At 59.2% G+C, this 22,276-nt stretch carries 17 protein-coding genes; 12 read left to right on the top strand and 5 right to left on the bottom strand.

Features of this window, described 5'->3' with window-relative positions; translation table 11 throughout:
* Positions 1-26 precede the first annotated feature (26 nt).
* From FH975_RS09875 to FH975_RS09865, 3 genes are all read left to right on the top strand, one after another.
* Entirely contained in the window at positions 27-1,907 is a 1,881-nt protein-coding gene (locus FH975_RS09875; protein ID WP_162321222.1) for an amidohydrolase, read from the top strand.
* Positions 1,904-3,385, top strand: a complete 1,482-nt coding sequence (locus FH975_RS09870; RefSeq protein WP_162321221.1) for an APC family permease — start codon at positions 1,904-1,906, stop codon at positions 3,383-3,385. The genes FH975_RS09875 and FH975_RS09870 overlap by 4 nt, the downstream gene beginning before the upstream one ends.
* A 161-nt stretch (positions 3,386-3,546) precedes the next feature.
* Complete coding sequence (locus tag FH975_RS09865) at positions 3,547-4,533, top strand: AraC-like ligand-binding domain-containing protein (protein WP_162321220.1); 987 nt, start codon at positions 3,547-3,549, stop codon at positions 4,531-4,533.
* 6 nt (positions 4,534-4,539) lie between these two features.
* Here the strand turns inward: FH975_RS09865 and FH975_RS09860 are convergent, their stop codons facing one another.
* Complete coding sequence (locus FH975_RS09860; RefSeq protein WP_328821854.1) at positions 4,540-6,498, bottom strand: primary-amine oxidase; 1,959 nt, start codon at positions 6,496-6,498, stop codon at positions 4,540-4,542.
* 247 nt (positions 6,499-6,745) lie between these two features.
* On the opposite strand from FH975_RS09860, the gene FH975_RS09855 reads away from it, so the two are divergent.
* The 8 genes from FH975_RS09855 to FH975_RS09820 all read left to right on the top strand — a co-directional run bounded on the left by FH975_RS09855 (position 6,746) and on the right by FH975_RS09820 (position 16,604).
* Positions 6,746-7,732 (top strand): AraC-like ligand-binding domain-containing protein, encoded by a 987-nt coding sequence (locus FH975_RS09855; protein ID WP_162321219.1) that lies wholly within the window; start codon positions 6,746-6,748, stop codon positions 7,730-7,732.
* A 164-nt stretch (positions 7,733-7,896) separates the two neighbouring features.
* On the top strand, positions 7,897-8,415 hold the full coding sequence (locus FH975_RS09850; protein WP_162321218.1) for a hypothetical protein: 519 nt from the start codon (positions 7,897-7,899) through the stop codon (positions 8,413-8,415).
* Complete coding sequence (locus FH975_RS09845) at positions 8,358-9,011, top strand: TetR/AcrR family transcriptional regulator (RefSeq protein WP_153078864.1); 654 nt, start codon at positions 8,358-8,360, stop codon at positions 9,009-9,011. Before FH975_RS09850 ends, FH975_RS09845 begins: the two co-directional genes overlap by 58 nt.
* A 152-nt stretch (positions 9,012-9,163) precedes the next feature.
* Positions 9,164-10,573 carry an aldehyde dehydrogenase family protein gene (locus FH975_RS09840; RefSeq protein WP_162321217.1) on the top strand — a complete coding sequence of 470 codons (1,410 nt, stop codon included), beginning with the start codon at positions 9,164-9,166 and terminating at the stop codon, positions 10,571-10,573.
* Positions 10,574-11,274: 701 nt separating this feature from the next.
* A complete protein-coding gene (locus tag FH975_RS09835) occupies positions 11,275-12,960 on the top strand; it encodes an amidohydrolase (protein ID WP_235928653.1) in 1,686 nt (561 codons plus the stop codon).
* Between the two features lie 265 nt (positions 12,961-13,225).
* Complete coding sequence (locus tag FH975_RS09830) at positions 13,226-14,050, top strand: sugar ABC transporter substrate-binding protein (protein ID WP_235928652.1); 825 nt, start codon at positions 13,226-13,228, stop codon at positions 14,048-14,050.
* A gap of 11 nt (positions 14,051-14,061) precedes the next feature.
* Complete coding sequence (locus FH975_RS09825; protein WP_162321216.1) at positions 14,062-15,615, top strand: sugar ABC transporter ATP-binding protein; 1,554 nt, start codon at positions 14,062-14,064, stop codon at positions 15,613-15,615.
* Positions 15,612-16,604, top strand: a complete 993-nt coding sequence (locus FH975_RS09820) for an ABC transporter permease (protein WP_162321215.1) — start codon at positions 15,612-15,614, stop codon at positions 16,602-16,604. The genes FH975_RS09825 and FH975_RS09820 overlap by 4 nt, the downstream gene beginning before the upstream one ends.
* 457 nt (positions 16,605-17,061) lie before the next feature.
* On the opposite strand, the gene FH975_RS09815 is transcribed toward FH975_RS09820, so the two are convergent.
* From FH975_RS09815 to FH975_RS09800, 4 genes are read right to left on the bottom strand one after another with little or no spacing between them, the layout of a single operon-like run.
* Entirely contained in the window at positions 17,062-17,853 is a 792-nt protein-coding gene (locus FH975_RS09815) for an ABC transporter ATP-binding protein (protein ID WP_153078866.1), read from the bottom strand.
* Between the two features lie 3 nt (positions 17,854-17,856).
* Positions 17,857-18,801 (bottom strand): ABC transporter permease, encoded by a 945-nt coding sequence (locus FH975_RS09810; protein ID WP_153078867.1) that lies wholly within the window; start codon positions 18,799-18,801, stop codon positions 17,857-17,859.
* Positions 18,798-19,862 (bottom strand): ABC transporter substrate-binding protein, encoded by a 1,065-nt coding sequence (locus FH975_RS09805; RefSeq protein ID WP_162321214.1) that lies wholly within the window; start codon positions 19,860-19,862, stop codon positions 18,798-18,800. The genes FH975_RS09810 and FH975_RS09805 overlap by 4 nt, the downstream gene beginning before the upstream one ends.
* Positions 19,863-19,911: 49 nt before the next feature.
* Entirely contained in the window at positions 19,912-21,282 is a 1,371-nt protein-coding gene (locus FH975_RS09800; RefSeq protein WP_153078869.1) for an MFS transporter, read from the bottom strand.
* 190 nt (positions 21,283-21,472) lie between these two features.
* Here FH975_RS09800 and FH975_RS09795 point away from each other — a divergent pair, with 190 nt between their 5' ends.
* The gene (locus tag FH975_RS09795; RefSeq protein WP_202923174.1) at positions 21,473-22,270 is read left to right on the top strand and encodes a thioesterase family protein; all 798 of its coding nucleotides are present in this window, start codon (positions 21,473-21,475) and stop codon (positions 22,268-22,270) included.
* Positions 22,271-22,276: the final 6 nt, after the last annotated feature.

Here is a 22,276-nt window from a genome sequence, read left to right as displayed (position 1 = left end):
GTCTCGCGCAATTGAGGAGGTACGTAATGACCACAACCTCGTCAGCATCTTCGAACAGCTTTCCCAGGCGACGGTTTCTTCAGGGAGCCGGTGCCGGCCTGGCTGTCGGTGCACTAGCTGGATACGGAGGGTCGTTTGCCCTCTCGGGAAGAAGCTCACATGCAGATTTGGTCATCTACAACGGAAATGTCCTGACGCTTTCCGGGGAGTTTCGGCCCTTTGAGGCTCTGGCCGTCAAGGACGGGGTCGTCCACACTGTCGGCGAATCCGCAGACGTCAGGCGACTCATCGGCGGCAACAATGATGTAATGAACCTCCGGGGTCGAACAGTCGTTCCCGGGATCAACGACAGTCACTTCCACCCCATGGGGTATGGCACAAATCAACCGCCGCTGACACTGGCCCTAGGGCGTGAACATGTCTCGTCAATCGCGGAGATCCGCGATCTCGTTGCTGAAGCGGTCGAGAATGCCGAGCCCGGAGAGTGGATCCGAGGTTTCGGGTGGGACCAGGGTTATCTGGATGAGGTCCGATACCCGACTAAGGAGGACATCGATGAGGTGTCACCGCAGAATCCCGTCATATTGCGGGAATGGTCTGGACACTCAGTATGGGTCAACTCCGTCGCACTGGAGATGGCTGGGATTGACGAGGACTCCGAGGCTCCCCCGGGCGGTGAGATTTTCCGGCACGGAGACGGCGAGCCCACTGGGGTCCTCACGGAAGGGGATTCCTATCCGGTCAATGAGCTCGTACCGGATTTCACAGAAGACCAGCAGCGCCAGGCACTCGAGCTGGCGGCCGATGCCATGCATGCTGAAGGCATCACCTCCACCACGGATGCTGGTACCAATATCGCCACAGTCCAGATGTACAACGACCTCCTCTCCTCTGGGCGCATGCGACAGCGTATGACTGTCATGCTTGGCGGCCCCGGAGGGGACGCGGAACTGGAAGAAGCGCTGCGGGCCGGACGGGAAATCGAGACCGATCCCCCGTGGTTGAACGTCTCGCAATTCAAGATGTCCGCCGACGGCGTGCCCACACAGGCAATGACCGCGTGGATGTCAGAAGAATATGAAGCTGGCGGCCACGGGTCCCTCGTAGTCCCCGGAGACTCTGAGGAAGTGCAGCTGGAGACGCTGTACCAGCGCATAAGCCTTGCCCATGAACTGGGTTATCAAGTGGGGATTCACTCCTGTGGGGACCGCGCAATCGACGCCGTGGTCGAGGCCTACGACCGGGTCATCGGTGAGCAGGGAGACAAGGGCTTGCGCCATTATGTGATCCACGGCGACTTCATTTCCTCACAGTCACTGTCGAAGCTGAGCTCTCACGGTCTCGGAGTGAACTTCAATCCGAGTATCAAGCGCTCGCTTTCCCACCAGTTGGTCGACGTGCTCGGTCGCGATCGCACCAACTATCAGTGGCCCTACCGGAGCGCCTTGGCCGCGGGCGTCGTGGTGGCAAGCGCCTCCGACGCCCCCGTGGTCCCTCCGCACTTTAGGGAAGGCATCACCGCGATGCTGACACGGCGCAGTCTGGCCACCGGAGAGGTCTTCGGAGAAGAGGAGACCATCGAGTTGGAGGACGCACTGCTGACCTACACCAAGGCAGGTGCTTGGCAGGATGCCGCTGAGGATTGGAAAGGCACCCTCGGGGAAGGCATGGCTGCAGACCTCGTAGTGCTAGATGGCGATCTGCTCAACACTTCACCGGAGGACATTGTGGATATCCCCGTCGGTTTCACCGTCGTCGGTGGCGAAGTTGTGTACGACGTCGCTTCAGCCACTATTCCCCTGGCCACCGCCTCAGCCGCCGCAGTCCGTGACTCTGGCTTGAACACCTATATGAAGGTCGGCTGCTGTGGCGCCGATACAGGACGACACGAAGGAGCACGGATATGAGCGAGAAGACGGATTTTGAGTCACGGGTCCCCGCGCCCGGGGAAAAGGCCCTGGCGCGCAGAACCCTAGGCGTTCCGGCACTGGTGTTCCTTATCATTGCCGCCTCCGCACCACTGACTGTATTGGCTGGCGGGGCAACAACCAGTTTCGCCGTCACCGGCGAACAGGGCGTTCCGGTGGGCTATCTGATACTGGGGGTGATTTTGGTGTTCTTCGCCGTGGGATACGGCCGGATGAGCACCGTGATTCAAAATGCGGGTGCCTTCTATGCATACGTCACCGCCGGGTTGGGCACAACCCCCGGAATCGGGACCTCCTCACTTGCCCTGGTGACATACAACGCCATGCAGGTGGGACTCTACGGAGTCTTCGGGTTCACCGCGTCGTCGATGTTAGCTGAGCTGGCGGGTCTCGAGGTCCCGTGGTGGCTGTGCGCTCTTGTGGCCTGGGTGCTGATAGGCGTGCTTGGCGTCAACCGTATCGACCTCTCGGCAAAGGTCCTCGCCGTCATCGTGCTCCTTGAGTTCGTCGTCGTCATCGGTGTCAGCATGCTTTCGTTGGGCACGGCTCCTGAAGGTGTGTCATTCGAGCCGTTCCTGCCTGAGCACTGGCTCACGGGCAGCCTGGGGGCCCTTTTGGCTTTCGGTATCGCCGCTTTCATGGGATTTGAATCTGGAGCAATCTACAGCGAGGAGGCGAAGAACCCCGAGCGCTCCGTGGCTCGGGCGACTTACATTGCCGTGGCCATCATCGCTGCGTTCTACGCGCTTTCAGCCTGGGCATTCGCAGTAGGTGTCGGACCCTCAGAAATCGTGGCCCAATCCCAGGAGTGGGGTCCGGATCTGATGTTCGTCTTCCTTGAACAGCATGTGCCCGTGATCGTCGGAAACCTTGCAGCGGCTCTTTTCCTGACCAGCATCCTCGCGGCCATGATCGCCTTCCACAACGCAGCAGCACGCTATTTCTTCTCGATGGGTCGGGCTAGACTGCTTCCTCGGTACCTTGGAGTCACAAGCCGCAATGGCGCCCCAGCCGCAGGCTCTCTGACCCAAACTGGTGTCGGCCTCGTCTTCATCATCATTTTCGCCGCGGCAGGTGCAGGCTCAGATCTGGGAGCACTCTTCCCCGTACTGACCATGTTCCCGTGGCTGACGAATGCGGCCGGGTTTGGAATGGTGATTCTGCTGTGTGTGACATCAGTCGCCACCATCGGGTACTTCAAGAAGCATCCTGGAAATGTCCCCGGTTTTGTCAAGACTGTGGCTCCGGCAATCTCCGCAGTGGGGCTAGCCATCGTGGCGATCCTCATCATGTTCAACTTCGACGTGATGATCGAGTCAGACGGATTCTCGCCCCTTGTAGTCATCATTCCCGGAGTCATTGTTGGTTCGGGTGTCGCCGGGCTCGCCTGGGGAAGCTTCCTGCAACGCCGCCGGCCAGAGATCTATCACGCGGTCGGCGACGCTGATATCGGCTGATTCTCCTGTCTCGCTCTGCGGGGCCGCAGGGCGCGCCCAGCGTCTCGCGGCCCCGCACCTGCCGTGGAAAGGCGCTTTACACGTGTTGTGATTCATGACACACTAACCACAGATGGTTCTTGAGCGTCTGCTCAGAATCCAGGTGTCTCGCAGGAGGAATCATGCATCAGGTTCGTCGGGACAACGAAGTCCTCGACTCCAGCCCGACCGTTGACCTGCTGACCTGGCGTGCCATTATGGGGCAGGCTGTGGTTCCGCTTGAGATCAGTGAATACGGAAACGGAACCTTCTCCGGACGTTTCAGACAGGCCCGCGTAGACGCCGTGGGACTATTTGACATGGAAACTGCTGCGCACGTCGTTCGCCGCCCGGCGGCTCTGATCGACGAAGATCAGCCCCGTTTCTACAAGATGAGCCTGCAGCTGCGCGGCCAAGTGCGTCTGGAGCAGGACGGTCGAATCGCAGTCCTTCACCCCGGTGACCTGGCAATATACGACACGCATCGGCCATACACCTTAACTTTCCCGGAGTCCTCTCGGGCAATGGTGATGATTTTCCCACAAGGGCTGGTCGAACTGACTCCTGAACAGGTCTCCCGAGTGACCGCAGTTCGTTTTCCCGGTGATCGCGGATTCAGCCGCATGATCAATCCGTTCTTTGCAGAGTTAAGCCGAAACCTCGATCAATTGGGGGGAACCTATGCCTCCCGACTTGTCTTCTCAGCACTCGATCTGATGGTCACGACGCTCTCCGAGGAGCTTCACCGGCAAGATGATGGAGGAGCTCAGAGTGCGCTAACCCGTGAGATCCGCCAGTACATACTTCGGCATCTCGCCGATGAATCACTGACCCCATCAACTGTAGCGGCAGCTCATTTCGTGTCACTGCGTTATCTCTACACCCTCTTTTCCGAAGGAGGAGAGACAGTCTCAGCGTGGATCCGCTCTCAGCGACTGATGCGGATCAGACGCGATCTCACAGACCCGCTCTACGCCGATAAACCTGTTTCGTGGATCGCCGGCCGTTGGGGCTTACACGATGCTGCGCACTTCTCCCGCCTCTTCAAAGCCGAACATGGTGAGTCCCCAAGTGCGTATCGGCGCCGCCACCTCAACGTCACCTCGGAACTCGCTGCGGCTGCAGCGTAATCCCCCTCAGCAACTGCAGGAATCAGAGTCTGCGGAGGAACTGCAGTGCTCGCTAGTCTGCTCGGGCGGCACATCCAATGTGGGATTGCGCTCGAAGAACCCATCCGGTGTCATCCGGAAGCCTGCATAGTCAACAGGCATAATCGGCCAGTCTTCAGTGCGCGGAAAGTGGGTAAGCCCGAACACATGCCACAGCACCAGGTCAGCTCCATCAACAGATCGGTCCCCAGCGGCGTATGCAGGAAGACCATCTTGACCTGAACTCAGGTTGACCATGCGCCCTGCCGGCCACAGTTCGTCTCGCTCATATTGGGTCACCCAGAGATGATGCCCGGCGAAAGCTGCGCGCCGCCGAATCGGTGAGTCCTCGGCGGCCAGCAGTGTCGGGCTGTCTTCCGGGTGCAGAATATAGGAGACGGGTTGTCCGAGTCGGTTCGTTGACTCGGCGCTGCCGATCCTCCATACGCGACCGACGGACCCCTCAGCGTCGCGGACTGCTTGCTGCTCAGTCTCGAGGCGCGTGATGTTTCGGGTGAAGACGTTCCCCCACGGGTTATCCTCGCCCATCGGAACTCGGGCGACATCTATCTCGTCGACTGTGTTCACTGTCCCGTCAACTGTCATATCCAGCCGGGCGCAGAACAAGTGCTGGTGTACTGGCGCACCCAGCCCCGGAGCAACTTCGGTCGCATACGGGTAATCTCCCCCAGGATAGGCGTTGGTGAAGACGATTCCTGTGGCTTTCGATTCCAGCTCGATCTTGCCGTCGAGATAGAGGTACCAATAGAAGCCGTAGTCATAATTTCCTACGGTGACGAAGAACGAAATTACCAGTCTGCGCTGACGGCGGACTTCGCTAGTGCCGGAGAAGGCATCAGTATGCTTCCAAAGAACTCCGTAGTCCTCCTCATGGATGCAGATCGCATTATTGAGGGTCTTCGGCATGCCGAAATCATCGACCACGACGGCGTCAACGTAGGTGATCTCGCCCTTACAGTCACAGCCCAACTCGAGGGCGTTGGCCAGTCGGCCAAACTGATACTCTCCGACGTCAAAGTAGTTCTGCCACGCGTTGGTGGGAGACGGATCCCCGTAGTTGACGACCATCTCGCCAATGGACCCGCGGTAAAGGATGGGACGGAGCCGCCCCCCGTCATTGAAGCTCAACTGATGAAGGGTCAGCCCCTCACGCCCGTTGAACCCCAACCGGACACTCCAGTTCTCCCAGTTCAGCACCCCCTCTTGGAGGGTGAAGCTCACCCCTTCGGGCTGGGTGATGGAAATGGGCTTCATCGTGGTGCGATACTCTCCCCGAACCTCGGGGTCCAGATAGTCCCCAGATTCCTGCGGTACATGATCAGTGTCGGTTTCCACGACACGGAGAACTTTTTGATTGGTGAGGTCCACATGGGCGACCACGCCGCCGATTGGGTGGGCCCAGATGGAGTCAGTGGGGTAGGCCTGGTAGAAGGCCAGGGCACGCACAATCCGCTTGCCGACTTCGTCCTCGTAGCCGAAAACACCGGCAGAAAGCCCAATGATGACCACCTTGTCAAGATCAGTGATACCGCGTTTGCGCACCGCCTCCACCCACCGCTGGTCAGCCTTAACAATGGGATCGGCTCCCTCTAAGTCCTCGTCAAAGCTTGGCGCAGAACCCTCAGCCACCGCATTGATTTCTCGGCGCTGGACGATGCTTCTTTGGTCCAAATCAACAATGAGGTCATAGAGCTTCAGGGTGCTCAGATCAGTGAGCACCAGGCTGACCTCTCTGGGGAGTTTCTGGCCGGCATTCCACGCCAATACCGCCTCTTTGTGCGGCTCCCGCAGTGAGACGTAGGAGAAACGCGTGGCCTCATTCAGAAGCCCCTCCGCATCAACCACGCTTCGCGTCTGGTGGACCTCCTCGACTGTCAACGGCGACAAAGGGTGAGCAGTGGCGGCGATAGCAGTTTGCTGAGTCACAAATTCTCCTTTAGGGCTTTTGCTGCTGAGAGTAGATTCGGGCAGCCGCTGGATGACCACCACCCACTTATCTCTTGGAGTCTGCCACCGGTTGCATGTCGGTGCATTGATCAGCTGTGCACGGACTTTGACGATGCTGGCCTAACCACCTGGAGTGCACCTGCGTTTTACGAACTCGAAACAACCCGGTAACCAATTTTGAGCATTTGCTCAATAATGTGGTGGGCATACTCACGCAGGAGGCACCATGCACCCCACGCGATCTGACGACGTCGTTGTTTCATTTCCTCGTCCAGCCACCGACCTCGCCACGTGGCGGACCGTCATGAGGTGCGCGATGGTGCCGATGGATATAGAAGAACTGCCCCAGGTCGCTTTTAGGGGGCACTTCCAGTACGCCGATGTCGACGGCGTGCTGCTCTTCCAGATGGCCACTACGGCGCATGTGGTCCGACGCAGCCAAGCTGCCATCTCCTCCTCCGACACCCGGTATTACAAAATGAGTTTGCAGCTTGCGGGCCAGGCGTACTTGGAGCAGGACGAGCGCATAGCCGAGCTGCACCCCGGAGACCTGGCGATATATGACACTCACCGGCCTTACACGCTGACTTTTCCAGAGACAAGCCAAGCTCTGGTGATGATCATCCCCCAAAGCAAAGTCAGTCTCAGCCCTGAGCAGCTGAGCAGCGTCACAGCCACCGTTTTCCCGAGTGGAGGGGGCCTCGGGCGCATGATCAACCCGTTCTTCGTGGAACTAGGCAAAAACCTTGAACATCTCACCGGATCCTACGCCTCCCGACTCGTCCGTTCCGCGGTGGATCTGATGGAGACGCTGCTCGTCCAAGAAGTGGACAGCCGCTTCCCGTGCGAAACGTCGACCGTACGTTATCTCGGTAGAGAGGTTCAGGATTACATCCAGGAACACCTCTCCGACGCTGACATGACTCCGGCCTCCATTGCGGCCCATCACTTCATCTCACTGCGTCACCTCTATACGGTCTTTGCAGAAGAAGGCCATACCGTGTCGGCGTGGATTCGCGCTAGACGTTTGGAGAAAATTCGTCGGGACCTGACTGACCCCCTCTACAGCCAGCGGGCCGTCTCATGGATCGCCAGCAAGTGGGGACTCCACGATGCTGCGCATTTTTCTCGTGTGTTCAAGGCCGAGTACGGTGTAGCACCATCGGCGTACCGCCGCCTCCACCAGCAGCACCAGCTGACCGCGGTGGGATAGGTTCACCGCGACGTGGCAGCATTCTTCGGACAGATGGTTACACTGAGGCGCATGCACCGCGTGTTCACGCCTCGTATCCCATGCCTGGACTTCCGGGAAGGTTCCCGAACTATGAGGGCGCAACTGTGCAGGCCTCCAGCAGGTGAGCTCCGGGGCTGAGTGAGATGTTGCTGCGCAGATTCGCTGCCGGGTTGGGAGGAGCCTCAGGCCTTCTGCACCTCTTGATGGTGGGCCACGGACCATTGGTGCTGAGCCTGGCGATGGCCCTGGCTGCGGTGACCTGTCTGCCCTGCGCTGGCCACTTGTGGCGGCACGGCACCGTGAGGACCTGGGCCCTGGTGGGTCTGATGAGCACGCTGATGGTCCTGCTTCATGTGGCCATGATGATCCTCGGCGCATTCGAGACCACGGGCAGTCCTGGAGCTCTCTCGCCCGCGAGTGGCGGCGACCATACGGGCCATCTTCATCCAGTACTGCCCATCGGATTACCGGTCCACGAACTGTTCTACGCCGCCGCAATCATCGCCGCAGTTGAGGTCCTAGTGTGCACCATCGGTCTGAAGCGAGGGCTGACCGAGCGAGTCGCCACCTCCTCTGTGACACGACATGGGGAAGAATCAGTGGCATGCCCAAACGAGTGGACAGAGAAGAGCGCCGCCAGGAGATTGTCTGCACCTACCTGAAGATCGCTGCCCGTGACGGCATGGAGGCTGCGACAACTCGTGCCCTCGCTGCCGAGCTCGGTGTGGCCTCAGGGGCCCTATGGCATTACTTTCGGGGTTTCGACGAGGTCTTGCACGAGGCTCTGAAGTTCATTTTCAGCAGCACCAACTATCGGGTGGCCGAGCGGATCGAAGGGCTGAGCGGACTTCGGGCTCTTACCACCATGCTCCAGGAGATCATTCCCGCCGCTGAGCACACCCAAGGAGAGGCTTATGTTGTGGTCAGTTTCTGGGGCAGGGTGCCGTCCCGACCAGATATGGCCGGCATCCAGTCTGAAATCGTCCAACAGTGGCACGATGACTTCTTCAATCTGCTCAAACAGGCAGTGGCTGCGCAGGAGCTGAGCTCTGGCGCACCGCTGGATGTCATCAGCGACACCATCTTGGCGCTATGCACCGGTTTCCAAGTGGAGTTCGTGCTGAGCACTCCCCTTTCAGCCCAGCATCGCCAGTGGAGAATGCTCCACCACGTCTTGGCACCCTGGATGACGGACAGGGGCGTGCGAGCAGCTGACTTTCCCGATCTTTCGCCAGAAACTGAGTCTGCACTCACCTGAGCGAGCGCCCCCGGCGGAAGGGGTGGAATTCAGTATTCACCCATCAGTACATGCGCTGTAAAGACCTGTGCGTTGATGGTCAATACTTTCCCCAGAATCTGAGCGAACCTAAGAGACGTACATCACATACTTCTCCACAAAGGAGCTTCGCAATGACGACACGCACTGATGATCTTCTGGGTCGGATTCAGCCTACTGAGGGCGGCCGCGAGATCTTCGACCCGGCCACCGGAGAATTGGTCGGCCGAGCCCCCCAAGCAAGCGTTGAAGACCTCAACGACGCAGTGGCTCGGGCAAAGACGGCCCAGCCCGGGTGGGCGGCGCGCAGCAATGACCAACGCCGTTCCCTCCTCCATGCGGCAGCGGACGCCGTGGAAGCTCACGCGGAGGAGCTGGCACAGCTGTTGTCACGAGAGCAGGGGAAGCCGCTCAACGGCCCCAACGCTCGTTTCGAAGTAGGAGCGTGCTCAGCGTGGCTGCGGGCCACCGCCGAGTTCTCTCTGGAGCCCGAAGTGTTGGTCGACGATACGTCCGGCAGGGCCACACTGCATTGGCGCCCGCTCGGGGTCGTCGGGGCTATCGGCCCGTGGAACTGGCCGATGATGATTTCAGTGTGGCAGATCGCCCCCTCACTGCGTCAGGGCAATACCGTCGTCATCAAGCCCTCGGGGTATACCCCGTTGAGCGTGTTGGCACTTGTGGAGGTGCTCAATACTGTGCTGCCGGAGAATGTTCTGATACCTGTGCCCGGTCGTGGGCATGTCGGGGAAGCGCTGAGTCGGCACCCTGACATAGACAAGATCATGTTTACCGGGTCCACTGCCACCGGGAAGAGCATCATCAAGGCCGCGGCTGATACCGTCAAGCGCCTGACTATGGAATTGGGCGGCAATGACGCCGGCATTGTGCTGGCCGATGCCGACCCCAAGGCCATCGCAGAAGACTTGTTTTGGGGCGCGTTCATTAACACCGGCCAAACCTGCGCGGCACTGAAACGCCTCTATGTGCCTGAGTCGATCTACGATCAGGTCTGCTCCGCGCTGGTTGAAGTTGCCGAGAAAATGCCCATGGGCCCTGGCCTGGACGAAGCGAACGTTCTTGGCCCACTGCAGAACGAGGCCCAATGGCAGATTGTCGACCGGCTGGTAACAGCCGCGAGAGACTCAGGGGCCCGCATCCTGACTGGAGGAGATCCGGACCACAGCAGGTCCGGCCACTTCTACCCGACGACACTCGTGGCCGATATCGACCCACAGAACCCCCTGGTCGTTGAAGAGCAGTTCGGCCCAGCGCTGCCAATTGTGAAGTACAGCACTGTGGACCAAGCAATCGAATGGGCGAACTCGCTAAATGAAGGGTTGGGGTCTTCGGTGTGGTCCTCAGACCTCGACCGCGCAGAGGAGGTCGCATCTCAGCTGGTGGCGGGGACCACCTGGATCAATAAGCACGGGGCCGTCGACCCCCGCATGCCTTTCGGTGGTGCACGCGAGTCCGGATTCGGACTCGAGTTCGGCGTGGAAGGGCTGAAAGAGGTCAGCCAACCTCATATCATCAGCCGCTAGTCGCTAGTCCTTGCTGAGGGCACCGTGGCTTACAGGGGCAAAGCTTCGTTCGGTTCATCACACGAGCTTACGGAGTTTGGGCGACGAGGTGTCCCGTCCGTCGTCCGCCGCTTAGGCACGGCGGACGACGCGCACATTGCTGTCTCTGGCCTCGGGACCCGAGGATGTGCGTGACCAATGCACGGAACACTGTGGTCTGGGTCGAGGAACTTGCATCCTATGGATGCCGGTCAAGCACACGCCCTCTCCAACTGTAGAGACCCGATGCGTGGGCTCACAGTGGAACAATGACGTGTGACGTCCGATGGTAGGGAATCGTCTGCCCAACAACGGTCTATTCACGGTGTGCCCTTGTTCGTGGGGTGGTCGTAGGGCATCCCACGCCGTGAACTCGATAACTGGGGAACCGAACTTTGTTAAGAGAGTTCTTCCGCAGTGCGCCCGGTAGTCCTGATCACGAGGTTTGCGTGTATAGAAGAACAACGCGGTGACGAAGTCGAACAAGTACCGCCCTAGACCGAGGTCATCGAAGTTAATGAGTGCCACCCGGGAACCTGCCTGTTATTGATGAGCGGAACGCTGCCGGTTGCGTGAAGCCAAATATCTCGCGCTGCACACAAAACGACAAACACCTTGCATCATCTTTCAAGGCTCACAAGGCGGAAGAAGCCTACGGTTGTACAAATCTCTAGAACCCGTCAATGAAATTCTCACTCTCCCCCTGGAGGTCTCTTATGGAAGCTATCGAACACGTCGTCTGGAATGCCACGATCCTCACCATGGATGACGAAGACACGGTTGCCGAGGCGATGGCAATCGGCGGAGGACGGATCGTGGCAGTCGGGTCGAACGAGGAGATCTTGCAGTTGGCCGGGGAGGGGAATGCTCGGCGAGATTTGCGTGGTCTGACTGTGATGCCTGGGTTGATTGACACACACAATCACCACAACTTAGCCGGTGAGGCAGACCTGTACCGGTTAAACTTCCCTCCCACCGCTTCGATCGAAGAGATTGTGCAGTCCACCAGTGAATGGGCGAAGCAACTGGGCCCTGGCGAGTGGGTGCTCGGAGAAACCTGGGGCTCGGGACGTTACGGGGAGCTATCCACCAGTGAAGCCCTTCAGAAACTAGATGCGGCGACAGGCAATATACCGGTATTACTTACCGACGATTCTCACCACAACAAATGGGCCAACTCCGAAGCCATGCGCCGCGGCGGTATCTTCGCACTGGAATCGGACCCGCCCGGTGGTCACGTCGTCCGTGATATCGAGGGCCGGCCTACTGGGCTGCTGATCGAAACCGCCGGAGCCTTGGTGGAACAGGCACGCCTGAAGGAGACCGGCGTTCCAAAGGTAGATCATGTGTCCGCCAGCTCTGAACGAGCGATCCAAATGTTGCATGAATTCGGCGTCACTGCTTTCCAGGATGCGGCAACGACTCGAGAAATCATGGCGGGCCTGAAGACCCTGGACAGCCAAGGGCGTCTCAAAGCCTGGGTAGTCTCTTCGATGCTGGTCAACGACTTTATCTTCGGCACGGAATTCCTCGGTGAGCCGCTCCTGAGTAGCGGTGAACAACATCGAACCGTCCACCACCGACCCGACTTCGCAAAGATATTCCTTGATGGCGTCCCACCGTCGAGGACCGGTGCATTTCTTGAGCCGTACATACCCGACGATGTGCATGGTCACAACCACTGCGGCGGGACCACTATGCCCATCGAAGAACTAGAGACGTGGCTGCGTAGGTGCGCAGAATTAGGCATCGGCGCCAAAATCCACTGCACAGGGGATGCTTCAGTCCGCGCAGTGTTGGACGTCGTTGAGAAGTTACGCAGAGACGACATAACTGATATGAAAGTCCATATCGCCCACGGCTCATACACGCACCCTAACGACGTCGCCCGGTATGGCCAATTGGACGTCGTAGCAGAGATTTCCCCGGCGCTTTGGTATCCAGGTGTCATTGTGGAGGCTCTTCGCAGCGTGCTTCCGGAACCGCGCGCTAGCCGTATCCACCCCAACCGTGACCTATTGGACACTGGCGCCACACTCGCCGGGGGCTCTGACTGGCCAGTCTCAGAAGATCCTAACCCGTGGCCGGCAATATACGGTCTCGTTACACGGCGCAACCCCACCGGAGAGTTCCAAGGGACGCTATGGCCCGAGCAAGCCATCACCCTCAACGAGGCGTTGCGCGTTTACACAACGGGACCAGCCGAAGCAATGGGGTTGGACGACACCATCGGTCGCCTCGCACCCGGGTACTCCGCAGACTTTCTTGTCCTAGAGAAAAACCCGTTCACAACTGATTTGGAAGAAATCAAGGACTTCACTGCTCTGGAGACATGGTTCTCGGGGGACCAAGTCTATGCAAAAAAGTAACTCACTGCACCGTCAACCTGAGGAATCTACAATTATGACACATCTACACGCTGACCAGAAACCGCCGCACACGAGAATACTGGCTCCACAGTGGATGCTAGCTACAGCACTAGGCGCAGGACTAATCCTGACCGGATGTAGCGATGCCCCTGAGGAAACTACAAGTTCACCGGCAACCGGGGTAACCGAGGAGGACGGGACCCGGGGGGAAGTAAACAAGATCCTCTTCTCTTACCCATTCAACGCATTACCTGTCTATTCAATCTTGACTGAACAGACCTTGGAAGTCGCTGAGGACCGCGGCGTAGAGGTGATCTTCACGCACGACGACATGGACCTCGGCCAACAGGTCACGAATCTCACCACATACCTAGGGGACGAAAGCATCGATGCTGCAGTGACCTTCCCCGCAGACCCAGCGTCCTTAAACCCAATCGCTCAGGATTACATGGATGCGGGCAAGTACTGGGTCACTTACGGTGGCGACCTGGAGAACCAAGACTCCACATTGCAGTTCAGTTTTGAAGAAGCTGGATGCACCCTGTCTGAAGATGCCGCCCAGTGGGCTGACGAGACACTTGACGGTGAAGGAACTGCCCTTGTTCTCGTTGACGAGACGATCCAGATTGGGCAAGAACGCACCGACGGTCTCCTCAACTGCCTGGAAACCTCAGCTCCTGGCCTTGAAATCATCACACAGCAGGCCGTGACACCAGATGAGGGCCTCTCCGCTACCAACACGGTCCTCGCTCAGAACCCTGACGTTGACGTGGTCCTGGCCGCCGCCGGTGATGCGGCCCAGGGCGCTTATCAAGCATTGGTGGAGAGTGGACGCGACACTGATGACGACGAGACCTACCTCGGGGGCCTCGATGGCAATGGATCGCTGTTCGCATCCATGAAGGCGGGCACCTTCGTCCGCGGAATAGTCACTCCATCCTTCGATGAGCTAGCCATGCAGATCATCGACCTCCCCGTCGCTTTGGGGGAAGGGAGCGCTGATGAAGTCGTCGACCTGCCCACTTACTTGATCACTGCCGACAGCGAAGAGCTCGACGCCTACATCGAAGCATTCGGCGCGGCTGAGTAGCAGAGACAACCATGTCAGTCGCGGTCAAGAATCTCACGAAACGCTACGGCGCCACCGTAGCGCTCGACAACGTCACCTTGGAGATCAAATCGGGGGAGGTCCACGCACTTCTAGGTCACAACGGTGCAGGCAAGTCGACAGTCATTGGGTGTCTTGGCGGCCGGACTTCTCCCAACGAAGGGGTCATCACCATCGATGGGCAGGACTTCACAGAACTCTCCCCACAGGAATCCATCCGCCAGGGCATCGCCGTCATCTACCAGCACCTGAGCCTCATCGACTCACTTACCGTGACAGAAAATCTGTTTCTGGGCCTGGAAAAGTCTCGAGCCGGGTTCGTGGAACGGTCGCGCCAACGGGAAATCGCTTGGGAATGCCTATCCCGAGTCGGCGCGACCGCGCGGCCTGGCGACAGGGTGGGGGACCTCGCGATGGGGCAGCGGCAACTGGTTGAGATCGCTAAAGCGCTGAGGCGTGACACAAACCTATTAATCCTCGACGAACCCACCGCCGCTCTGAGCCCGACCGAAGCTGAGCGCCTGGCAATCCTTGTAGACCAGTTGCGAGAGGAAGGCATCGCCATCCTCTACGTGACACATCTCCTCAATGAAGTGATGCAACTCGCGGATCGGGTCACGGTGCTACGCAGCGGAAGTGCTGTATGGAGTGAGAGAACAGCGGACATTACCAAGGCTGATGTAGTTTCCGCGATTAGCGGTGACCACACTGCGGCGAACATTCGGCCGGCTCCGTGTGACGCCACTGTAGACGCGTTGTTCGAGTTGAGGGGATTCAGCACTGAGGGGCTGGAATCGTTAGACCTGAGCCTCCAACCGGGAGAAATCGTATGTCTGTATGGCCTCATCGGCTCCGGCAGAACCCGACTTCTCGAGACCGTTTTCGGTCGTCGTCGCTATCGAGGAGAAGTGCTGGTTGAAGGAAAGTCGCACCTCATCCGAAATCCGAACGACGCCCTCAAAGCTGGTATCGCTCTCGTTCCCAGCGACAGGATTAAGCAGGGACTGTTCGGGCGACTCACTGCGGCGGAGAATACCGTCACCCGGGTGATGTCCACCTTGGCCCGATTTGCTGTCCGAGACTGGAGGCAGGAGAGGCGAATCGTTGAAGACACGACCAATTCCATGTCTCTTCGACCGAATGTCCCCGACCTCGCAGCGTCACGTTATTCAGGCGGTAATCAACAGAAGATCCTCATCGGCCGCTGGATTAACTCCGCCTCTGAGGTAAAAGTTCTCCTCTTAGATGACCCAACTCAGGGCGTTGATGTAGGGGCACGGTCTGAGATCTATGAAGTGATCCGCACACTAGCAGCCACGCGGCGAATTAGCGTGCTGTTTTCCACAAATGAACCGGAAGAGGCTTTGGCCTTGGCCCATCGCGTGATCTTCATGCGTGAGGGGAAAATCGATGAATCTCTCACAACGGACGAGCTCGTCGAAGAAACTCTACTGGAGCGCGTCCACTCGGACTCCTTGGCCCACTCATCGTCTGCGGAGCCTGCGACCGCTCGTTTCCCTCACACAGAAAGTCTCCGAAAACAATGAATCGTACGCTCACCCATCGCGTGTTTCTGGGGCTCGTCCAGAGCCCCCTGCTAGTCATTCTGATCGTCATGGTCGTGCTAGTAGAGATGGCCACCGGCTCCCAAATGAGTTGGGGAAATCTCCGTGGCGTGTTGCTTGACGTCGCGGTCATCGGAATCGTGGCCGTTCCCGTCGGCATGCTGCTTATCGCAGGATACATTGACCTCTCCGTTGGCTCGACCCTCGCTATCGGCGGCGTTTGCGCTGCGTTGGCCGTGAAGCATACAGAGTCGGTCTGGTTGGGTCTGGGCGCAGCGCTCCTGGTCGGAGCACTCGTGGGCGCGATCAATGGGCTCCTCGTTGCTGTCATCGGTCTTTCGTCGCTGATTACCACGTTGGGTGTGCTCACGGCGGGACGAGGCGTCGCACAGTTGATGAGCCCCCTGCCGGTCAGTGGCTTCACCCCAGAGTTTGCCTTCTTTGGGGCGGGGGCCGTCTTAGGTGTTCCCGTGCCGGCCGTCATTGCCGGTGTACTCTTCCTATTCGCCGGCGTTTTCTTGATCATGACTCCGAGGGGACGTCACGTCTATGCACTGGGGGTCAATCGGGAAGCCGCGTATCTTTCCGGGATATCTACACGGCTCATCCCCTTTGCGCTTTACATGGTCTCGGGGGCCTGCGCCGGGCTTGCAGGGGCCCTCACCGCTGCACGTCTGAATAGCGCGCCGGCAGGTCAACTTGGAGCCGGTTTCGAGTTAGCCGTCCTGACGGCAGTGCTCATCGGAGGCATCGCGCTGACCGGCGGCGAAGGGACCATGTTCGGGGTACTGGTGGGTGTGCTTTTTATGGGCCTCTTGACCAACAGCCTCACCTTGCTCGGAGTAGCTACTTTCTGGCAGAACGTAGTAAGCGGTCTTGCTCTTGTGTCCGCAATCATAATCTCCTTGGGAACCCAACGTCTCCGAGGAAAATTGCTCACTCTCGAGGCGAAACGGGTCGCCACGCCATGAGGTGCCACAGCTGACGGGAGCTTGGAAGCACTCCTTTGCTCGGGTGGTTGAATCCCTCGCTTTGGAACACCCCGCGTACTGGTCGACTAGTAAAACACTCCAGATGGAGTGCACGCACCAGGGGTTCTGGCGGCCGGTAGGCAATCTGGGAACAAGAACTGCGCACTCAGTGGGACAAATGAGGATGTGCATGTAGTGAGATCTTCATCGAGACACTGACTGATAAGGCGCCCCGATGCATTCGCGTGACGTCCAATACGCGAACCATGTATGCAGAGTGCTGCTCCTGAGACGGTCCCACTAAATTGACACCCTAGCGGAAGTCGGCGGGTCATCGAGTCTGTGCCAAGTGAGGCCTCCTGCGTCCGGCGTCACCCCACACGTCAGTTCGAATATCTTCATGAAGCGATGCTCAACCACCTCAGGCGCGCTCATGGAGTGCACACAGTTTCTTTAGCTACTGCAGCAGTGTCTTATCATCCAGAGCTGCGCCCTTGATCTTGCCGAACTCCGCTAGGAGGTCCTCAGGAGTAAGCTTGGACTTCTCCTCCTCGGAGACATCCAGGATGATGCGACCCTCGTGCATCATGATCAGCCGATTGCCGACCTCCAAAGCCTGGACCATGTTGTGCGTGACCATCAGCGTGGTCAACCCCTGCTCCTCGACCACCTTCCTGGTCAGGCGAGTTACCAGTTCTGCGCGCTGCGGGTCCAGAGCAGCCGTATGCTCGTCGAGAAGCAGAATCTTCGGCTGAGAGAACGTCGCCATCAACAGGCTCAGTGCCTGGCGCTGACCTCCGGAAAGCAGGCCGACCTTGGTCTTCAGCCGATCCTCGAGACCTAGCTCGAGCACCTTCAGCGCCTCCGCGAACCGTTCCCGTTTGGCCCGGTTGACTCCCAAGCCGAGCCCGCGGCGTCGTCCGCGTTTATCCGCCAGGGAGAGGTTCTCTTCGATTGTAAGGTTGGGGCTGGTGCCCGCCATGGGGTCTTGGAACACGCGTCCGACCTGTGCGGCGCGCTGGTGCTCTTTCAGCTTGGAGACGTCCCGACCGTCGAGTGCGACGACCCCTTCGTCCTGACTGATCCTCCCGGCAACGGTGTTCAGCACGGTGGACTTTCCCGCACCGTTGGAACCGATCACGGTGACGAAGTCTCCGGGTGAGAGCCTCAGGTTGACGTCGATCAGGGCTTTGCGCTCGTTCACAGTGCCGGGAAAGAAGGTCTTAGAAACATTTGTCACATTGAGCATGACTCAGCTCACCCTCTTCCCATTAATGTTTGCATCCTCGGTCAGAGTGGCCTCAGCTGCTGCGTGCAGAGCTGACCGACCTCTTCTGCGCCGAGCCGCGAACTTCCGGAATCCGTCCCACTGCGGAAGGAGCAGAGCGGCGATGACCAGAATCGCGGACATCAGCTTCATGTCATTGGGGTTCAAGCCTGCGTTGAGTGCCAGCTGAATCGCCAGCCGGTAAATGACGGCTCCGAGCACCACTGCCATAGTGGCTTGGATGACCACGCGGGTTCCAAAGATCGCTTGGCCGACGATGACTGACGCCAGTCCGACCAGAATCAGACCGATGCCCATGCCGATGTCGGCGAAACCCTGATGTTGGGCGACTACGGCACCGGCGAGTCCTACCAAACCGTTTGAGAGCATCAGACCAGTGATCTTCATTCGGTCAGTTGATACTGCGAAAGAACGGATCATCTGTTCATTGTCACCGGTGGCCTGTAGGGCCAGGCCAGCGTCCGTATGGAGGAACCAGTCGATGATGATCTTGAAGACCAGAGCCACAGCCACCAGAACCAGCACCGAGCTCCAGCCGCTGCCAGCGAACTGGCGAAGCAGGGAGATTGTGGTGTCCTCGCCTAGCAGCGGAATATTGGCCCCGCCCATAATCCGGAGGTTGATCGAGTAGAGCCCGATCATGGTCAGGATGCCGGCCAGCAGACCATTGATGTTGCCCTTGGTGTGCAGCAGACCGGTGACCAGCCCGGCCAAGGTGCCCACCACGAAGGCGGCGCCGCTGGCCAGGAACGGGTCCACACCGTTGACTATGAGAATGGCCGCGGTCGCGGCCCCCGAGGTGAAGGAACCGTCGACGGTGAGATCCGGAAAGTTCAGGATCCTAAAGGTCAGGTATACCCCGAGGGCTACGATCGCATAAATCAGGCCCAGTTCAAGCGCTGTGATCATTCGTCTTCGTCGTCATCCTCGCCGGCGTCAGCTGGGTCTTCAGCTTCGACATCTTCACCGACCACTACGTCAGCACGGTCGAGAACCTCCTGGGGGAGCTCCACATTCATCTCTTCAGCGGCATCCGGGTTGACGGTGAGCTCCAACTCCGACTGTGTCTCTACGGCCATAGACGCTGGGTCTTCTCCGTCTACCAGGATGCGGATGGCCATCTCACCAGCTTGATAGCCCAACTGCTGGTAGTCGATGCCGTAGGTGGCCACAGCCCCGCGGACCACTGAGTCCGCCTCGGCAGCGATGATCGGTACGTCGTTCTGCTGGCCGTACTGAATCACGGCTTCCAGGGCTGAAACCACAGCGTTATCGGTAGGCACATAGATCGCGTCCACGTCGAGTGACTCCACGCCCTGCTGCACCTCGGAGGAGGCTGAGATCGTCGCTTCCTGAACCTCGAGGCCCAGCTCTTCAGCGGCCTCCTGGAGCATCTCGACCTGCACCTGGGAATTGGTCTCTCCTGAGGAGTAGACCACGCCGACAGTTTCGGCGTCGGGCATGATCTCCTGCAGCAGTTCCAGCTGCTCGGACACGGGGTTCATATCTGAGGCTCCGGTGATGTTGCCTCCGGGCTCCTCCCAGGAGTCGACTAGGCCAGCCTCCTCCGGATCGGTCACCGAGGAGAACACGATCGGGATGTCAGTAATCTGCTGGGCTGCCGCCTGCGAGGTAGGGGTCGCAATGGCGTGCACCAGGTCCAGATCTGCAGTGGCGAAGGTACCGGCGATGTTCGAAGCCGTGGCCTGCTCGCCCTGCGCGTTCTGCTCGTCCCATTCGACGTCGATTCCGGCGTCGTCGAACGCACTCTTGAATCCGTCCCTGGCGGAGTCCAGGGCTGGGTGGGAAACGATCTGGGTGATGCCGATGGAGTAGCTCTCAGCGGCGTCGCCGCCGTTGCCGTTTTCGTCGTTCGCTTCATCGGCGCTGCCATCGCCATTGCAGGCGGTCAGCAGCAGAGCCGCGGTTGCCGCGGCGGCAGCTACGCGAACAGCTAGGGTGTTGGTCATATTGGTCTCCTCCTCGAGACTGGGCGGGGGTCGTGCGTTGAGTGGTGAATCAGTGAACCATTTGCTTGTCACCAAGCCGGAGTTCTTCGCGCTCTCCATCGTCCTGCAGGTCTATTCCCTGAAGGTTCTTGGGGACCATGGAGACCGCGATGAAGGACATCACCGCAAGGCCACCGATGTAGACCCCGATCAGCCATGACTGACCGGTGGTGTCCAGAATCGCCTGAGCGATCGTAGCAGCGAATGCGCCGCCGATGATGGACCCCAGCGCGTACCCGATGGAGACTCCCGAGAACCGGATAGAGACGGGGAACATCTCAGCGTACAGAGCCGACTGCGGGCCGTATGAAGGGCCGAGGCCGATGGTGAGGACGAAGATGGCCAGCGCGAACAGGGGCAGCGAGGCGGTGTCCAGCAAGAACCACATGGGCACCGCCCAGACGATGATGATCGCGTAACCGATCTGGAATGTCCGCACACGTCCGATGCGGTCGGAGATCCAACCTCCAAGCATGGTGAAGATGAACCATCCGACGCCACCGATCAGCGATGCGATCAGAGTTTCGGTGCGTGACATCCCGAGTTCTGCCGCACCGTAGGCGGCGAAGAAGGCGATGACCAGGTAGCCCGCGGCATTGTTCGCCGCGAAGATCAGGGCCGCCAGGAACGTGTACTTCTTATGTGTGGTGACCAGTTCCTTCAGCGGGGCGGAAGATTCCTTCTTGCGTTCCTTCATCTCTTTGAAGACCGGGGACTCCTCGACCTTCCACCGGATGAAGAAGGCGATGAGAATCAGCACGAAGGAGAACAGGAACGGCACGCGCCAGCCCCATTCCAGGAATTGCTCTTCGGTGAGGACAGCATTGAGCCCGAACATGAATCCGGTCGCCAGGAGCATACCCAGCGGAACGCCGATCTGCGGGAACATGCCGAAGAGGCCCCGTTTGTGGCGCGGGGCATGTTCGACGGCGAGCAAAGCTGCACCACCCCATTCGCCTCCGGCCGAAAGACCCTGGATGATCCTCAGCACGATCAGCAGAATCGGGGCAGCCAGCCCCCAGGCGGCGTAGGTGGGGAGGAGACCAATCAGGACAGTGGCCCCACCCATACCAGTCAGCGTGATGAACAGAACGAGTTTGCGTCCGAACTGGTCCCCGAGCCAACCGGCCAGGACAGCGCCGAGAGGGCGGAAAAGGAATGAGATGCCGACTGATGCCCAGGCGACGATCTGCGCAAGAGTCTCGGACTCCGCACCGAGGGGCTCAAAGTAGAGCACGGCCAGGACAAACCCCGCCGCCTGCGCATAGATAAAGAAGTCGTACCACTCGATCGTGGTACCCACCAGGGTTCCGGCGAGAACTCTCTTCTCCTCGCGGGTCACACTGTGGCCCTCTCTGCTGAGGTAGGCCTGCTGGGTCATTGTGCCTCCGTTGGCGCCTGATTGTTCGGGATGCGAGTGACGTGAATGCTGGCGCAATCACCAGATTTTCGTGTGATTCAAGTCACTGGCGAAAACTGTAGCAGACTTACTGACCATTCGGTAGGTAAATGAATTTGCGGCTGATACTTTGGTGATCATTCCGCACATTCGACAGCCAGTTGGGGGCCCCTTGACCACGAACTCGATGCCACCGGCCTACTTCTCCGCACTGGGAAATGGCAAGTATCGCGCGACGCAAGCTACAGCCGGCGCCTGGGACCCGAACCAGCAGCACATCGCCCCGGCGATGGGACTCATGACTCATGCGCTTGAACGCCACCAGGGTACTGACCGGCCACTGCACATCACGCGCTTGAGCTTCGACATCTACGGCACCGTGCCGATTGATCAGGTGGAGGTATCGGTCAGTCTGCTCCGCCCCGGACGCACCATTGAGCTGAGCCAGGTCTCCATGACCCACGCTGATCGGACAATTGCGGTGATGCGCGCCTGGTCGCTGATCGACTCCCCTACTGAGGATATTGAGCACCACCCCCAGGAGGGTTTCCCCGCACCGGAGGAGTGTGAACCCTGGCACGCGGCCGAGATCTGGCCCGGTGAGTTCATCGCCTCGCTGGAAGGGCGCCGTCGATCCTTGAGCCCCGGCCGGGCCCAGGCATGGCTCCGCGCGGAACTTCCACTCATCGAGGGCGAGCGCACTAGTGACCTAGCCGGCTACCTGGGCCTGATCGACGTCGCCAACGGACTCGCTATGGCCGTGGACCCCTCTGCTGCGGCCTACCCCAACGTCGATTCCACTGTTTCTTTCTTCCGCCAGCCCCGCGGCGAATGGGTCGGACTTGATGTCACTGCTTCAGTCGGTCCCCGCGGTGTGGGCCTGACGCACAGCCTTCTGCACGATATCGGAGGTCCGGTGGGAGTATTGACGCAGTCTCTGACCATTCGGCGCATGCCCACAGCATCCTGATCCCAC

Source organism: Nesterenkonia haasae, from assembly GCF_010119385.1.
GTDB classification, from domain to species: Bacteria; Actinomycetota; Actinomycetes; order Actinomycetales; family Micrococcaceae; genus Nesterenkonia; species Nesterenkonia haasae.
Note: the sequence above shows the minus strand (reverse complement) of the source record. Positions and strands in the feature narration are given on the sequence as shown.

Coding starts and splice junctions, on each gene's coding strand:
- FH975_RS09875 (WP_162321222.1), top strand. CDS start 27: ATGACCACAACCTCGTCAGCATCTTCGAACAGCTTTCCCAGGCGACGG.
- FH975_RS09870 (WP_162321221.1), top strand. CDS start 1,904: ATGAGCGAGAAGACGGATTTTGAGTCACGGGTCCCCGCGCCCGGGGAA.
- FH975_RS09865 (WP_162321220.1), top strand. CDS start 3,547: ATGCATCAGGTTCGTCGGGACAACGAAGTCCTCGACTCCAGCCCGACC.
- FH975_RS09855 (WP_162321219.1), top strand. CDS start 6,746: ATGCACCCCACGCGATCTGACGACGTCGTTGTTTCATTTCCTCGTCCA.
- FH975_RS09850 (WP_162321218.1), top strand. CDS start 7,897: ATGTTGCTGCGCAGATTCGCTGCCGGGTTGGGAGGAGCCTCAGGCCTT.
- FH975_RS09845 (WP_153078864.1), top strand. CDS start 8,358: ATGCCCAAACGAGTGGACAGAGAAGAGCGCCGCCAGGAGATTGTCTGC.
- FH975_RS09840 (WP_162321217.1), top strand. CDS start 9,164: ATGACGACACGCACTGATGATCTTCTGGGTCGGATTCAGCCTACTGAG.
- FH975_RS09835 (WP_235928653.1), top strand. CDS start 11,275: ATGAAATTCTCACTCTCCCCCTGGAGGTCTCTTATGGAAGCTATCGAA.
- FH975_RS09825 (WP_162321216.1), top strand. CDS start 14,062: ATGTCAGTCGCGGTCAAGAATCTCACGAAACGCTACGGCGCCACCGTA.
- FH975_RS09820 (WP_162321215.1), top strand. CDS start 15,612: ATGAATCGTACGCTCACCCATCGCGTGTTTCTGGGGCTCGTCCAGAGC.
- FH975_RS09815 (WP_153078866.1), bottom strand. CDS start 17,853: ATGCTCAATGTGACAAATGTTTCTAAGACCTTCTTTCCCGGCACTGTG.
- FH975_RS09810 (WP_153078867.1), bottom strand. CDS start 18,801: ATGATCACAGCGCTTGAACTGGGCCTGATTTATGCGATCGTAGCCCTC.
- FH975_RS09805 (WP_162321214.1), bottom strand. CDS start 19,862: ATGACCAACACCCTAGCTGTTCGCGTAGCTGCCGCCGCGGCAACCGCG.
- FH975_RS09800 (WP_153078869.1), bottom strand. CDS start 21,282: ATGACCCAGCAGGCCTACCTCAGCAGAGAGGGCCACAGTGTGACCCGC.